The 15,014-nt window shown below is 55.3% G+C and carries 12 protein-coding genes; 6 read left to right on the top strand and 6 right to left on the bottom strand.

The window, feature by feature from the left end:
- Positions 1-175 (top strand): arginine deiminase family protein (locus A6U95_RS30025; protein ID WP_241810699.1); only part of this gene is annotated, 175 nt, incomplete at its 5' end.
- Positions 176-264: 89 nt separating this feature from the next.
- Here A6U95_RS30025 and blaFONA read toward each other — a convergent pair.
- Entirely contained in the window at positions 265-1,152 is an 888-nt protein-coding gene (gene blaFONA, locus A6U95_RS20840) for an FONA family class A beta-lactamase (protein ID WP_065685835.1), read from the bottom strand.
- A gap of 132 nt (positions 1,153-1,284) precedes the next feature.
- Here blaFONA and A6U95_RS20835 point away from each other — a divergent pair, with 132 nt between their 5' ends.
- Positions 1,285-2,160, top strand: coding sequence for a LysR family transcriptional regulator (locus A6U95_RS20835; RefSeq protein WP_065685834.1), 876 nt, complete (start codon positions 1,285-1,287; stop codon positions 2,158-2,160).
- 35 nt (positions 2,161-2,195) lie between these two features.
- Here A6U95_RS20835 and A6U95_RS20830 read toward each other — a convergent pair whose 3' ends face one another.
- Together A6U95_RS20830 and A6U95_RS20825 are read right to left on the bottom strand one after the other, a co-directional pair.
- Positions 2,196-3,812, bottom strand: a complete 1,617-nt coding sequence (locus A6U95_RS20830; RefSeq protein WP_065685833.1) for an FGGY-family carbohydrate kinase — start codon at positions 3,810-3,812, stop codon at positions 2,196-2,198.
- Between the two features lie 12 nt (positions 3,813-3,824).
- Positions 3,825-4,571 (bottom strand): SDR family oxidoreductase, encoded by a 747-nt coding sequence (locus tag A6U95_RS20825; protein ID WP_065685832.1) that lies wholly within the window; start codon positions 4,569-4,571, stop codon positions 3,825-3,827.
- Between the two features lie 416 nt (positions 4,572-4,987).
- Here A6U95_RS20825 and A6U95_RS20820 point away from each other — a divergent pair, with 416 nt between their 5' ends.
- On the top strand, positions 4,988-6,004 hold the full coding sequence (locus A6U95_RS20820; RefSeq protein WP_065685831.1) for a LacI family DNA-binding transcriptional regulator: 1,017 nt from the start codon (positions 4,988-4,990) through the stop codon (positions 6,002-6,004).
- A gap of 109 nt (positions 6,005-6,113) precedes the next feature.
- On the opposite strand, the gene A6U95_RS20815 is transcribed toward A6U95_RS20820, so the two are convergent.
- The gene (locus tag A6U95_RS20815; protein WP_083196425.1) at positions 6,114-6,617 is read right to left on the bottom strand and encodes a GNAT family N-acetyltransferase; all 504 of its coding nucleotides are present in this window, start codon (positions 6,615-6,617) and stop codon (positions 6,114-6,116) included.
- A gap of 103 nt (positions 6,618-6,720) precedes the next feature.
- Positions 6,721-7,719, bottom strand: a complete 999-nt coding sequence (locus A6U95_RS20810) for a sensor domain-containing diguanylate cyclase (protein ID WP_343227230.1) — start codon at positions 7,717-7,719, stop codon at positions 6,721-6,723.
- Positions 7,720-8,008: 289 nt separating this feature from the next.
- Here A6U95_RS20810 and A6U95_RS20805 point away from each other — a divergent pair, with 289 nt between their 5' ends.
- Genes A6U95_RS20805 through A6U95_RS20795 form a run of 3 tightly spaced genes read left to right on the top strand, consistent with a single transcriptional unit; the run spans position 8,009 to position 14,345 of the window.
- The gene (locus tag A6U95_RS20805) at positions 8,009-9,196 is read left to right on the top strand and encodes an SrfA family protein (RefSeq protein WP_065685828.1); all 1,188 of its coding nucleotides are present in this window, start codon (positions 8,009-8,011) and stop codon (positions 9,194-9,196) included.
- Positions 9,196-12,126 carry a virulence factor SrfB gene (locus A6U95_RS20800; RefSeq protein ID WP_065685827.1) on the top strand — a complete coding sequence of 977 codons (2,931 nt, stop codon included), beginning with the start codon at positions 9,196-9,198 and terminating at the stop codon, positions 12,124-12,126. The genes A6U95_RS20805 and A6U95_RS20800 overlap by 1 nt, the downstream gene beginning before the upstream one ends.
- Complete coding sequence (locus tag A6U95_RS20795; protein WP_065685826.1) at positions 12,123-14,345, top strand: virulence factor SrfC family protein; 2,223 nt, start codon at positions 12,123-12,125, stop codon at positions 14,343-14,345. Before A6U95_RS20800 ends, A6U95_RS20795 begins: the two co-directional genes overlap by 4 nt.
- A gap of 40 nt (positions 14,346-14,385) precedes the next feature.
- Here the strand turns inward: A6U95_RS20795 and A6U95_RS20790 are convergent, their stop codons facing one another.
- Positions 14,386-14,991 (bottom strand): nitroreductase family protein, encoded by a 606-nt coding sequence (locus A6U95_RS20790; RefSeq protein ID WP_024530294.1) that lies wholly within the window; start codon positions 14,989-14,991, stop codon positions 14,386-14,388.
- Between the last annotated feature and the right edge of the window lie 23 nt (positions 14,992-15,014).

Below are 15,014 nucleotides of genomic sequence, written 5' to 3'. Positions count from 1 at the left end.
GGTGGCGCTCTCTCCTGGGGTGGTGCTGGCTTACGATCGTAATACCAAAACCAATACCCAGCTACGCAAAGAAGGGGTTGAGGTCATTGAGATTGTCGGTAGTGAGCTGGGCCGTGGCCGTGGCGGCGGCCACTGTATGACCTGCCCGATTATCCGCGATGCCATTGATTATTAATCGCCTGGCGTGATCAGAAAAGGCCGGATTTTCCGGCCTTTTTTATGCTGACAAAATCACTGCGCGTCTACGCGGTGAATATCCCCGATTCAAAGTCCTTCGGTGACAATTTTAGCAGCCGCAGCCAACACGTCTTTACGAGCTTCGGCATTCTGCTGTGGCTGCGTGAAATAGGTTACTAATACCAACGGTGCGTGGTTAGCTGGCCAAATCACGGCGATATCATTAGTGGTACCGTAATCACCGCTACCGGTTTTATCCCCAACCCCCCATGTAGTTGGCAGACCTGCACGAATGCTGGCTCCGCCGGTAGTGTTCCCCTTCATCCATTCAACCAGTTGAGCACGCTGTGGTTCACCAAGCGCTTTGCCCAAGGTCAGGTTTTGCAGGCTTTTTGCCATCGCCAGCGGCGAGGTGGTGTCGCGCTTATCACCCGGAATAGCGGTATTTAAAGTGGGTTCGGTACGATCGAGACGGAAGGTTTTATCGCCAAGAGTACGCGCAAACTCTGTAACCTTTGCCGGGCCGCCAAGATGCTCAAGGATCTTGTTCATCGCCGTGTTGTCACTGTACTGGATAGTGGCGGCGCTAAACTCGGCCAAGGTCATCCCGGTATCCAGGTGTTTTTCGGCGATCGGGTTGTAGTTGACCAGATCGGATTGCTTGATCTCCATCCGCTTAGCCAAAAGATTTTTATCCGTCTCGCTCTGTTTTAACAACGCCGACACCGCCATCACCTTGCTGGTGCTGCACATGGGAAAACGTTCATCCGCGCGATACAGGATCTGCGAATTATCAGCGGTATCGATCAGCGCCACGCCCAGGCGGCCACCGGAGTTTTTCTCCAGTTCAGACAGTTGCTGCTGAATATTCGCCTTGGCATTAGCGGATTGCGCCCATAGCGGTGCGCTACCGAACAGCAACGGCATAACCGTAGCGACCATCAGGGTGGTTTGACGTAATGTATTTTTAACCATGTTTTGCCTCACATAAAATAGATTAATGCAGCGGAGTTCTCTTCAGATGGCGGGAAATATCCTCTGTTAGGCCGTTATTGACAAGCGACAAGAATTTTCTCTAGCATAAAGAAAATCTTTTGGATAACACCTATGCGCTCTAATCTTCCCCTGAATGCCCTACGTGCTTTCGAAGCCTCAGCCAGACATTTGAGTTTCACACGGGCTGCGCTGGAGCTCTATGTTACCCAGGCCGCCGTTAGCCAACAGGTTCGGCTGCTTGAAGAGCGCCTGGGTATGGTGCTGTTTAAACGCTTACCCCGTGGTTTAGAAATGACGGAGGAATCGCGGGCGCTGTTTGCCGTGCTAACCGACGCCTTTGGCCATATTGAGAAAGCCTTCCGGCAGTTTGAAGGGGGACAATTCCAGGAGGTGCTCACCGTCGCTGCCGTCGGCACCTTTGCCGTGGGCTGGTTGTTGCCGCGCCTTGATCGGTTCAGGCAAGAGCATCCTTTTGTCGAACTGCGGCTGCGCACCAACAATAACGTTGTCAATCTGGCCGCCGAAGGGCTGGATTTCGCCATCCGTTTTGGCATGGGTTTGTGGCCATCAACCCATAACGAAATGCTGTTTGATGCTCCATTGACCGTGTTGTGTACCCCCGCTACGGCTAAGCGGCTCGTCACCCCTGCCGATTTGCTGCAAGAGGATCTGCTGCGTTCTTACCGTGCTGAAGAGTGGGAAAACTGGTTTGTCGCCGCTGGCCTGCAGGCGGTGAGAGTTAATGGCGCGATCTTTGATTCATCCCGTCTGATGATCGAGAGCGCTATCCATTCCGGTGGTGTGGCATTAGCCCCACCGAAAATGTTTGCCCGGGAACTCGCCACCGCGCAGCTGGTGCGCCCGTTTGCTACCGAAATCAACATGGGCAGTTACTGGTTAACCCATTTAAAATCGAAGGCAATGACCCCGGCGATGGAAATATTTAGCGAATGGTTACTGAAGGAAGCGGCAGAAGATAATTCGTAGGGGCACAGCATGCTGCGCCCCTTGAGTTTCCCGACTTATTGCAGCTCCTCACGGATCCGTTTGGCCGTGCTCTGCAACAGCTTATAGGCCTCATAGCGGTTAGCGTGCAACGGGTGGAAATCCGCATTCGGTTGATATTGGCTATCCAACTCGGAAAACTGCGCCATCGCCTGCTCCACCGAGGTGGCAACCTTCCCCGCCACTGCTCCCAGGATCGCCGACCCCAGCAATACCGGCTCCTCCGCCTTGGTTGTCACTACCGTGCAGCCACAGCTATCCGCCAGCAACTGCCGCACCAACGGATGACGGCCAGCCCCGCCACTGATCACGATCTGCTCAACGGTGACGCCCATCTGGGACTGGGCATCGAGGATTTGCCTGAGCCCATAGCCAATCCCGCAAATACCGGCAATATATAGGGCCACCAGGTTATCGAGGTTGCTTTCCATACCCAACCCGGCCACCACGGCACGGGAATGGGGATCGGCAAAGGGGGCGCGGTTGCCAAGGAACTCGGGAACCACATGCAGACCATTGGCAAGTTTTGCTGCTGACGACGCACAAACCATTTTGGTCAGCGCCAAATCGGCCAACAAGGTTGGCAGTGAAATACCCAACGCCTTAGCCTGCTCCGCCGCCTCTGGTGCCGCGGGGTGGAACGAGACCAGCTGTTTGATCGCCGCCCCCGCCGCGCTTTGCCCACCTTCATTAAGCCAGAACCCAGGCACCATCGCTGAGTAATAGGGCCCCCAAACGCCTGGAACAAAGGCCGGGTTTTGCGTGGTGGTCATCGTGCAGGACGACGTGCCAAACACGTAAGCCAGGTTATTGGTGACACCACCGCCAACACCGACGGTACCAATGCCGCCAGCATGAGCATCAATCAAGCCCACGGCGACAGGCGTGCCCTCCACTAATCCCATTTCTTTGGCAGCTTCTGTCGTCAAGCCGTTGCCACAAGGCGTACCAGGTTCTTTGATATGTTCCCCAATGCGGCGGAACGCTTCGTCTGCCAACTCTTCAAGGCCGATGGTGCGGAAATAGTCCGGGTCCCAACGTTTCTCATGGGCCAGATAGGTCCATTTGCAGGTCACCGTACAGACGGAACGAGCCAGATCTCCTGTGGCGCGCCAGGTCAGGAAATCGGCCAGATCGAAGAACTGCCAGGCGCTATCGTAGACTGCACGACGGTTCTCCTTCAGCCAAAGCAGCTTGGGCGTCTCCATTTCTGGGGAGATTTTTCCGCCAACGTAGTTAAGTACCGGATGGCCGGTGGCGTTGATCCGCTCGGCCTGCTCCGTTGCCCGATGGTCCATCCACACGATAATGTTGCGGTCGGGATCTTCCGATGGCCCTACCGCCAGAGGTTTGCCGTCTACATCGAGTACCACCAGGGAGCAGGTGGCATCAAAGCCAATGCCTGCCACGTTGTCTGGGGAAATACCGGATGCGGCAACCGCCTGCTTGATGCTGGTGCACACCGCTTGCCATATCTCACGGCTGGATTGTTCAACATAATTTTCAGGGCCGCGGAACAGGGTGATCTCTTGGCTGGCATGCGCCAACATGGTACCGGAGAGATCAAAAACCCCTGCCCGCGCGCTGCCTGAACCCACATCGACACCGATAACGACCTGCTGTTGATTGTTCATCATTTTCACCTATCAGAGATCGACGCTATTTGGCAGGATCACCAGGTCACGCACGGTGACATGCTTAGAGCGCGTTACCATAAACAACACCGCTTCTGCCACTTCCCTTGGCTGCATCAGGCTGCCGTTGGCCAGAGCCTCATCCATCTTGGCTTTTGGCCAATCGTCCAGCAGCGCGGTAACCACCGGCCCTGGCAACACGGCGCCAACCCGTACGCCATACTGCGCTACCTGGCGGCGTGTGGAGTGCACAAACGCCTGAACGGCAAATTTTGAGGCGGTATAAATCGGTTCCCAGATCACCGGTACGACCCCGGCGATCGAACTGGTAAACAGAATATCGCCAGACTTTTGCTCGATCAGATGCGGCAGCACCGCCTGCACTGAACGGAACGCGGCGTTAATATTGAGATTAAGCACGCGATCCCAAACGTCCGGATCGCCTTCCGCCACCGGGCCACCAATATAGGCTCCGGCATTGGCGTGAAAAATATCGAGGCGTCCGGCAGCAGCCAGAATGCCGGGCAGCATACCGGAAACCTGCTGTGGGTTGAGCAAATCGATGACCAGTGGATACGCGTTTTCGCCAAGTTCATCGGTGAGGCGTTGCAGCTTTTCCTGGTCACGATCGATCAGCACCACTTTAGCCCCGGCCTGCAGGAAAATCCGCGCGCACTCCAGGCCGATACCCGAGGCCGCACCGGTGATCGCCGCGACCTTACCTTTGAGGGAGAAATTCAATTGGGTGAAATCTGTCATGGTTGGGTTCCTTTATTAAACAAAAGATCAAATCATCACGACGAAGTCACTGCGTGTAAGTTCATCGCGTTAAGAATTTGGCTGTCGATATTGCCCCTCACCCTAACCCTCTCCCAAAGGGAGAGGGAACCGAGCGTGCCACGGATTAGCTCCCGAGCCTGACTTAAGCACCGAATTCGCAAGGGCTAAAGCGTGCAGCTGTTCCTGACCCAGCTATATATTTGCAAGGGTTGGAAACGTACCACCGCAGCTGACCCCAACGCCGTACCAGCCCCCTCTCCGTGTGGGAGAGGTTTGGGGTGAGAGGGTATTTACGTCCTCTGTCACACCCTTTGCTCATGGCGCTCAATCGATTGAGCATAATTGCTACTTTTTATTTTTACTGTCAAGATATAGAAAATTGGGGAGCGAAATTTGTGACTGGGTTCAAAGCAAAGAAAACGACGATTTACGATCTGGCCGAACTGGCCGGAGCCTCCTCAAGCGCGGTCAGCGCCGTGCTCAATGGCAGTTGGAAAAAGCGCCGCATCGGCGCCCAACTGGCAGAAAAAATCCTGCGTTTGGCCGAAGAACAAGGCTATACCGTCAATCAGCAGGCCAGCCTGCTGCGCCGCCGCAAATCGACGATGATCGGCATGATCGTCCCAAAATATGACAACCGTTACTTTGGTTCGATCGTCGAGCTGTTTGAATCGATGGCCCGTGAACGCGGCCTGTTCCCGGTGATCACCTGCACCAGCCGTGATCCTGAACTGGAAATCGAAGCGGCGCGTACCATGCTTTCCTATCAGGTTGACTGGATCATTTCCACCGGTGCTACCGCCCCCGACAATATCACCGAGATCTGCGCCGCCTCCGGTATTTCAACGCTGAATCTCGATCTGCCAGGCACCCTCGCCCCTTCGGTGATCACCGATAACTATGCCGGGGCCAAAGAGCTAACGTTACGAATTCTGGCCAACTGTGAAAAACGGCTGGGCTACCTCAAGCCGCTGATCTTCGTGGGGGGACGCGGGGTTGACCATAACACCACGGAACGCCTGCGCGGCTTCAGAGATGCCCACCGGCAGTTAGGCGTTGAGGTCATCGAAGAGAATCTGTTGGCCTGCGGCTATTCCCCAGACAAGGCCGAGCTGGCGATGAAAACGTTTATTGCTCAAGGCGGCGATCTGCGAACCGGGCTGTTCGTCAACTCGACGATCTCGCTTGAAGGCGTGATGCGCTGGTTGGTAGCGTCTGGCTATCGCGGTGATAAACAGCCGGTGATGGGCTGTTTTGACTGGGACCCTTTCGTACTGCTGTTAGGCCATGACATCGTGATGGTGAAGCAGGACGTCAACAAGATGTTGCAGGCGGCGTTTGCGCTGATCGATGCCAACTCGCAAGACAAGCAACTGATTGAAATACCGCCGATCTTCCCAGAGATGATTTGAGGTAACTGCAGCACAGCAAGGGGGGCGGGATTAATAGTCATTTCTCCTGAATCTAACAGGCGGTGTAAGTAGGCAATCAGAAGTAAACCATTGTCCCCGAACATTATGATTAACGGATTGCCGATAACTCGGGTTCCAGCAAAAGACTCATATCAAAACCCGTTATCCGAAAACCAAACTCTTTATATAATTTTAAAGCCCTTTGATTGTCCGGTGACACTCTTAGTTCTACCTCATACGCACCCTGGCGAGTCAGCTCATTCAGGAACGCACGGATAAAATCCCTGCCCATCCCCTTACCCTGAAATTCTGGGATAAGCATTATATCTGACAAAAAAGCCGAGTTATCTTCCAAGCTGAACCATAGATATCCCGCAGCCTGAGCGTCATGTTCATAAGTTCTAAAATGGTTATTTTGAGTATTGATACCCGCCGGCAAGGCTGTTTTAAATGATTTAGACGCTTCTTCCTTGGCTTTTTTACGACTGTACCGATGATTGGTCATCAGGTCTTCAATATAGTCATTTAAAGAGAGGTCCGCCCATAGGTCAAACTCGTCGCAATGCATGGGCCTATAAATTGATTTGGGGATTTTTGACTGTTTTGTTTTCAATCGACTGTCTCACACTTAATAGTAACGTAACGCATGCTCAGTACTACCCTACCGAATTAGCCATCGATTCAACATGAGTCTGGTGGGGCAAATAACATGCCGATTACCCCTGCATGAACTTGGATTTCTTGATCCGGTACATAGTGGAGTCTCCCTCTGCCAGCAAGGTTTCCAGGCTATGGGGCGCAGAGGGATCAAACTCGACGATGCCATAGGAGAACGCCAGTTGGTAAGGGGTGATCTGTGAAGCATTATGTTCATCCACGTAGCGTTGCAAGGCTAAAATCCCCTGTTCGGCTTCGCTTTTGGTACGGCTGCCCATCAGCGCGACAAACTCGTCACCGCCTAAACGGGCTATCACGTCAAAATAGCCAAACACCCGTTTCATCAGCTCGGAAAAGTAGATTAACGCCCGGTCACCTTCCCCATGGCCGAAGGTGTCGTTAATCAACTTGAATTTGTCGAGGTCGATAAATATCAGGCTGGCCTTAACCCCTTTCATCTGACAATGATGCAGCATATGACCTGCCAGGGAGATAAAACCACGGCGATTGGATATTTGCGTCAGTTCGTCAGAGGTTGATGCCTGAAAGGCACGTAGCTCATCCTCCACCATCGAGGCCAGATCGCGCAGCGCCACCGCATCTTCGGCATCAAACTGCCGGGGTTTGTCATCAATCAGGCACAGGGTACCCATCTTGAGATCGCCGGAGTAGCTCAATGGGCAACCGGCGTAGAAACGGATGTGTGGTGAGTCTTTGACCAGCGGATTATCCGCAAAGCGATCGTCCTGCAGCGTATCGGGAATGCACAAAATATCGTTACCCAGGATGGCGTGACCACACAGCGAGATATCTCTTGGCGTTTCCGTAGCCGCCCCCAGCCCACAGTTGGACTTGAACCATTGGCGGTTTTCGTCGACCAGACTCACCAAGGCAATGGGTACACCAAACAACCGGCGGGCCATGCGTGTCACCCGATCGAAGCGTTCTTCTGGCAGAGTGTCCAACAGATGCAGGGAACGCAGAGCCTTCAATCGCTGTACTTCATTCGCAGGTATCTCCGGCGTTTTCATCGCTACATCCACTCCAATTAAACTCAAGGTCTTTCTCGGAAAAGCAAAACAGCAAGTTGCAGGATAATATCGTTCGCTACCGCTGGCAATCCGATGCACAAAACAGATGCCACTTTGCCCCTGTTTTCAGCCGTTTGATCAGGCTATAGCCACTTAAACTAGCCGTTTTACCCGTCGTCTTTCAAGCTGCAGCGGTGTTAACTGCACTTACCCACCCCAGTCACTTACCAAAAGTAAGCTCCTGGGGATGAGTAAGTTTGTTGCCTAGCTGCAGCTTGAAATCCATAGGGTATCGCTAACAAGCAAGGCATCCGGTGTGGCAAAACCCTTTTTACGCAGTGGCAATCTAGATGACGTTCTTACATTGGGCGAAAATGGGCAACCTGTTTATGCGTTGGCGTCGCAGTTACGTGAGGCGTTGCGCCTCCAGCAACAGCCAGGCGTAGCGAATTGCCTGGCGATCCCCAACGCGCAAGGCGACCGCATTGACTGGTATGCGCCAATCGCTGGGCGGGCGATCTCCTGGCAAGCGGCCGATGACGATGCACGGGCAGCCGCCTTGCCGCTGTTGGAACATTTCCAGACCACCGCAGAAGCCATCAGTCTACGCGCTCGCCACAGTGGTAAAGCCAACCTGCAAATGTTTGCGGCGTTGCTCAGCAAGGCCATGCAGTTCCCGGATCAGAACGCCGTATTCCTGGTAGATGGCAAACCGGTGATCACCTTCTGGGGCTGCGTGAAAGCCGATGGCAAGATCCGTAACGCGCCTTTGGATTGCCTACGTCCGAAAGATCGCCCAGCTCTCCCCATCGCCCCACCGATTATTGAACCCATTGCTGAGCCCATTGCTGAACCGCAACCGCCAGCACCGCAGCCCCCCACGGCGGATGACAAGCCTCACCACGCCTGGTGGCTGCTGCTACTGCCTGCTGCTTTCATTCTGGCCGCCGGGATCTGGCTGTTACTCCCTAAGCCAACCCCTCAGCCAGCAATAAAAACGGTTGAGCCGGTCAAGGTACAACCCAAGCCGGTTATTACTCCCGCCGCTCTACAGTTGCCATTAGGCTATGCGGAGGTGCTGCCCCCGCCGGTCATCACGCCGGTAGTGGTCGATAAACTGGCGCTGACGTTACCCGCCGAAGCGGTAAAGGCCGGTTCAACCGCCTTCCTCAACGGCAAATGGCGCGTCACCTTGGTGATCAAGGATCCGCTGACCGGCAAACCGCCGAGCCTGCTGTATCAGTTTAACCGTGGCAAGGGCACCGCCAGGATCGTTCAGGGTGACAAAGTCACCTGCCGGGTTGAGGTCAACGCCGGTCTGATGCAATCCGGCAATCTGGTGATCAACAGCCGTACCAAGGCCCGTTGCAGCGACGGTTCCCGTTATCAAATGCCGGAGCTGGTGTGTAAGCAAGGTGAAGCTGGCGCAGCCGCAGAATGCAGCGGGCGCTATGGCAACAACGAAACGGTATTCCCTATGACGATCAAGCGCGAGAGTAAATAATGTTGGCGACCCCCATCGCATATCCGCAGCGCGTTACGCTGATACCCAACAGCGGGATCCAATTTCTGGACTTCTCCCTTACGCCGGTATTGGATGCCGAGCGCACTGGCAAATTTGTCCGACAGACCGCCAACGGCCCACTGCTGCGGCTGAACTATCATCAGGCCAAGGATCGCTATTTCCTGCCGGTAGCCCCAGGCGAACCGGCCGAAATGGTGCGCCCGGAATTCAGCTTTCCTCTGGAGCAGTCATTGCGGCTGCTAGATCGCGTTTGGTTACCGCTGCCGTTCTTGCGCTTCAACCCGCCAAACAGTTTTCTCAGCGGGCCGGACAACTGGGTACGTATGCAAATCAGACGTTTGGATCAGCCGGATCGGCAAGGCCACACGCTGCGCATCACGTTGGCATTTGATACCCAAGTCTATCCAGCAGGGCATGAAAACCAACAGTTGGCCCCTAATCAGCAGGACATCATCACCGGGTTGAGCTTTGCGCTGGCGCACCATAGCCAGGATCTTGGGGATTTCCTGGATGCCACCTGGGTGGATGGCTGGCTACGCGAGGTCTTTACCCAACAGGCCATCGCCCTGGAGCAGCGCCCGGAACGCAATATCAACGCTTCGCTGCGCGAATTTGAATACCAGGCACATTACCTGAACCTGCTGGAACTGCTGGGCAGCCAACTAAACGTGCCGAATATCACCCTAGGCAGCGATGTGCAGCAAGCTGCGGTGAATGTGGATTTGATACTTGATGTCGGCAACTCTCATACCTGCGGCATCCTGGTAGAAGATCACCCGGCGGAACGCAACGGCTTGAAACACAGCTATGAACTGCAACTGCGCGATCTCAGCGAACCGCATTATCTGCACCAAGGCCTGTTTTCCAGCCGCACGGAATTTGCCCCCGCCAACTTTGGCAAGGCCAATTATTCGTTTGAAAGTGGCCGCGACGATGCGTTTCTCTGGCCTTCCCTGACTCGGGTGGGCCATGAAGCCTGCCGTCTGGCGCTACAGCGGCAAGGCGATACGGCATCTACCGGCCTATCCAGCCCACGGCGCTATCTGTGGGATGAGGAGAGCTACGCCCCAGGCTGGCGCCTCAACCGTACGGCAGAGCATTGCCTGCAGGAACCGCCTGCTATCGCTAAACCATTGGCTCTGTTGATCAATGACCAAGGCCAGCCGTTATCCAGCCTGCCACCGGAAGAGCGCCTGCCGGTTTTCACCCCAAACTACAGCCGCAGTTCGCTGATGGCCCTGATGCTGAGCGAGCTGTTGGCCCAGGCGCTGATGCAGATCAACAGCGTGGCCCAGCGCCTGTCTTTGCGGGACGGGGCAGCACCTCGTCGTTTGCGTAATATCATTCTGACCCTGCCTTCCGCTATGCCGGTACCGGAACGTGAAATCTTCCGCCAGCGGATGCATGAAGCGATCGCGCTCGTGTGGCAAGGCATGGGTTGGCATTCGGTAGACGAAGACTTGAGCGGCATAGCCAGTTCGGTGCCAGTCCCTGCCGTGCAGATGGAGTGGGATGAGGCCACCTGTGGCCAGATGGTCTATCTGTATAACGAAATCCAGGTCAACTTCGCGGGCCAGGCGGAGGCGTTCTTTAGCGCCATGGCACGTCCAGACTCCGCTGAACCGGGGAAAACGCTGCGTATTGCCTCGGTGGATATCGGCGGCGGCACCACCGATTTGGCAATCACCCAGTACCGTCTGGAAGAGACGGCTGGCAACAACGTCAAAGTGACGCCGCATCTGTTATTCCGTGAAGGGTTCAAGGTGGCGGGCGATGACATTCTGCTGGAAGTGATCCGCCTGTATCTATTACCCGCCCTACAGGCCGAATTCAAACGCGTCGGCGTGGCAGAACCGGCAGCTCTGATGGCAGAACTGTTTGGCCAGGAAGAGAGCCCAGTGCTGCAGCAACAAGTGACACTGCAACTTTTTATCCCGCTCGCTCAGGCGATCCTGGAGCGCTATGAAAGCTTCACCCCGGTGCAGACTCGCAGCGAGATAGACGCCGTGCTGGGCGAACTGTTGACGCAAAAGCCCACCGATAACGTATTGAAATATATCAATGCTGCGGTACAACGCGGTTTACCGGCAGAGGCAGAACTGTTCGACGTTTTGCAGACGCCGCTAATCCTGCGGCTAAGCCACTTGCACGCCGAATTCCTGGCACCGCGCATGGCGCTTACCCGCAATCTGCGGTTGTTGACCGAGGTGATCGCCCTGCACAACTGCGACGTGCTGTTGCTCACTGGTCGTCCTTCCCGGTTCCCCGGCATTCAGGCCCTGTTCCGGCAGCTGCAGCCGGTGCCGATCAACCGCATCGTTTCGCTGGATGGTTATCACACCAGCAGCTGGTATCCTTTCAGCCAGCAAGGGCGGATCGACAATCCCAAATCCACTGCGGCGGTGGGGGCGATGCTGTGTCTGTTAGCGTTGGAGTTACGCTTACCGGGGGTTTACTTCAAAGCGGCCGATTTCCGCCCTTATTCAACGGTGCGTTATTTGGGGCGCCTGGATGGGGACAATCGCCTGCCCGCCAATCAGGTTTTTTATGCCGATCTCGATCTGGACACCCCGGATGGCGGCTTGGACAGCAATGTCAGCTTTGCCCTCAACGGCGCGTTGTGCCTGGGATTCCGTCAGTTAGATAACGAGCACTGGCCCGCCGCACCGCTGTTTACCCTGACGATTATCGCTCCACAACTGGCGCGTAACCTGGCTGGCGATAACCTGTTACGGGTTAAAATTGCTCCGCAGCCGGACTCTCCCGCTCGCTGGAGCGTCACTAGCGCCGAACTGGAAGACGGTAGTCCGGTCCCCACCGAACATCTGCAACTCAAATTGAATACGCTGATCGACATTGCCACCGGGGCTACCCACTATTGGATCGACAGCGGGAGCGTTTTTGCATGAAGTCAGCCATCCCCCCAATCTCCCCGCTTACCCAGCGCTGGCCGTTATTAAATCAAGGTATCGCTCAGGCGCTGGTCTGGGCGGATAATGCCCACCTGCAGACGCCCCGTTTTGCACTAGAAGCGCCAACCCTAATGCTTAACCTGCGCCGATGTCGCATTCGGCTTCAGCGGCTGGCGATTGCCGCCACTCAACCGGGATCGCTGGGCTTTTATGGCCGATCGCAAGCGGCAAAAAATCATCTTATCGCCTCGCTGGCCACGGCCGAGCCAGACTGCCTGGCGACCACCTTCGCCGGTAAAACCCTGGATTACCTGACGCACATCCGTCCAGGGCACTCCGCCGTAGGGATAGCGATCCGCTTTAGCCACGCCGTAGCTCAACAAGATCCTGATTATCCGGTGCAGCTTCAGTTGCTGACGGCGGTGGAGCTAGTGTGCATGTTGGCGCGTAGCAGTCATATGCTACAGACAATAGAAAAGACAGAGATCGAAGAACTCCTCACCTCGTTGACAAAACGTTGCCAACCTCAGGCTCTGCCGGGTATCGGTGCCGATGATATTATTGCCCTCTGGGATAGCCTGCGTACAGACGACCCACGGTTACAACAGCGCTGGGACAGCGAATACTGGCCAAACGCCTTGGCTATCGCTCCCTATCTGTCCATTGATGACCGGGCACAGTTATTTGCTCCGCTGTGGGGGAAAGAACCGGCACTAACCGCCTGTTATCGTCGCTTGGCTTACCGGCTGGAGCAACTTGAGGGCGCAGCAAGCGTGCTGGCTCCGCTCAGCCTGCTGACGGATGAAAATCAGCAGCCCAGCTACGGCATCCTTACGCCAGCAAACCTGGAAGAGACCGATGACAAGGTTCAGCTCAAACTCGATAACGGTGTGATAACGATGCCCGTGGCAGAGCTGAGGTTATTGGTCGCAGAATTGCTGATCCCATTACAAAGCCCCCCGGCCCATAGCGGCTTTGCGCAGACCGATTATCTGGACCTGCCTGCCTATAGGGCAGACGACGAGAGCCTGCAGCAGGCCAAGAGCTTCACGTTGCTACAACGCTATAGCGACCAACAGGCCATGCAAGCGTTGATCGTCTGCCATGCGGCGGCCTGCCGTGAAGAAGCAACCATGGTCGGCCGGGCGCTGGATTATTGGGTACAACACCATCAGGAAGAAGGCAGCCGTGGGCATCCCGAGTTGATCTGGGCATTTACCCCGTACGATCGGCGTTCGTCGGCCCATTTTGACCAAGCCGTACAACGTTACGTTGGCCATCCCGGCGAGGTTTGGGGAACGCTGCTGGCTATGAATGAAGATGAAGTCCGGCGAATGACCGACTATCTTCTCACTTCGGTGAATGTCGCAGCCCGTCATAACCGCCTGCAACAACGTTTCGATCGGCTTGAGCAAGATTTACGGCATAACCTGCTTGGCCGCTGGCTCAATGTAGAAACCGAGAATAAAGCGCCCCTTGCCAAGGCCACAGTAAAAGCATTGCAAGACCGCACCACGCTGCATGGTGAACTGCTGGAGCACCTGTTGCCTGACCGCAACGCCCTGCTGCCACTCTTTTGCCAGCAACAGCAAGATCGCCCGCATAACGACGATCCCTTGGCGATCGCGTTAGATCTGTTTGACGAGCAACCTACAGCGGCATCTCCGCTGGAGTCTGGCGCCAACGTGGTTTTGCAGGTGCAACAGCTATGGATCACCCAACTGCGTAATCTGGCTGATAATCGTGCGTTAATCGACCTGCTAGCGGTTGAAACGACCACCTTGACCACGCTGGCCGATGAGTTGATCACCGCCAGTTTCCGGCTGGATATCTGGCAACGCTTAGGGAATGCCCTGGCCGAACCGGGACACGCGGGCCACAGCAGGGAAAATCACGTCGAGCGGCAAATCGCCTGTAGCTTGACGGTGCTGGGGGATTTTGTCGCCTGGCTTGGCTTCCAGCTGCGTCCGCTGGCGCAACGGCCAGAAAGCCGCATTAACCGCGGCCATAAGATCTTTACCAAACCCAGCCAGAGCGCCGATCTACGCATGACTGCGTTACCGGTAGAACCGATCAATAACACGGCGCTGTATATCTACGATTGGCTGGTGGGGTTATATCAATTAATCGCAGAGAATGCAGGCCACGGCGGTGCGCAAGCGCTTAGTGGAACGCAGCGTGAAAGTTTGGGGAAAATTATTCAGGGGATGGGTTAGTTCAGCAACCTCTCTCCCAACGGGGAGAGAGGCAATTCAATTAAAAACGGTCGATCTGCACAATCTCATCAACCGGCAGTTTACCAATGCGCGGATAAGGTTGGCCGATGCCCTTGCCAATCGCCACCATCAGCGCAATCTGGTAGTGCTCGGGCTTATTGATGATCTTGCCCACGGCGTCAAAATCAAAGCCGTCCATTGGGCAAGAGTCATATCCTTGAGCCTTGGCTGCCAGCATCAAAGTCTGAGCAAACAAGCCGCTGCTGCGCATGACTTCATCACGCTGCACCTGAGCCTTACCACGGTAATATTGGTCGACAGCGGGCAGCATAAACTGTTGCACCGGTTCCGCCGCTTCACGCCAGATGTTTTTCACCTGGGATTCCCAACTGGACAGATCGCCACACAGTACAACCAGCATGGAGGCGTCGGTTACCTGCGCCTGGCCCCAGGCCACCTCGCGGATATGCTCACGCTGTGCACGATCTTCGATCAGCAGCGGGCGCCAATGTTGCAGGTTGAAAGCACTGGGGGTGTTTTGCAGGGCAATATTGAGCAGCGCTTTCTTCTCATCCAGCGTCATCACATGCTGGGTATCGAACTGTTTGGTCGCGCGGCGTTGCTCAATAGCGTCAAGTGTATGCATTACTTCATGTCCTTTGATTAAGT

This window comes from Serratia sp. 14-2641, assembly GCF_001692375.1.
GTDB lineage: Bacteria > Pseudomonadota > Gammaproteobacteria > Enterobacterales > Enterobacteriaceae > Chania > Chania fonticola_C.
Note: the sequence above shows the minus strand (reverse complement) of the source record. Positions and strands in the feature narration are given on the sequence as shown.

Coding starts and splice junctions, on each gene's coding strand:
- blaFONA (WP_065685835.1), bottom strand. CDS start 1,152: ATGGTTAAAAATACATTACGTCAAACCACCCTGATGGTCGCTACGGTT.
- A6U95_RS20835 (WP_065685834.1), top strand. CDS start 1,285: ATGCGCTCTAATCTTCCCCTGAATGCCCTACGTGCTTTCGAAGCCTCA.
- A6U95_RS20830 (WP_065685833.1), bottom strand. CDS start 3,812: ATGAACAATCAACAGCAGGTCGTTATCGGTGTCGATGTGGGTTCAGGC.
- A6U95_RS20825 (WP_065685832.1), bottom strand. CDS start 4,571: ATGACAGATTTCACCCAATTGAATTTCTCCCTCAAAGGTAAGGTCGCG.
- A6U95_RS20800 (WP_065685827.1), top strand. CDS start 9,196: ATGTTGGCGACCCCCATCGCATATCCGCAGCGCGTTACGCTGATACCC.
- A6U95_RS20795 (WP_065685826.1), top strand. CDS start 12,123: ATGAAGTCAGCCATCCCCCCAATCTCCCCGCTTACCCAGCGCTGGCCG.
- A6U95_RS20790 (WP_024530294.1), bottom strand. CDS start 14,991: ATGCATACACTTGACGCTATTGAGCAACGCCGCGCGACCAAACAGTTC.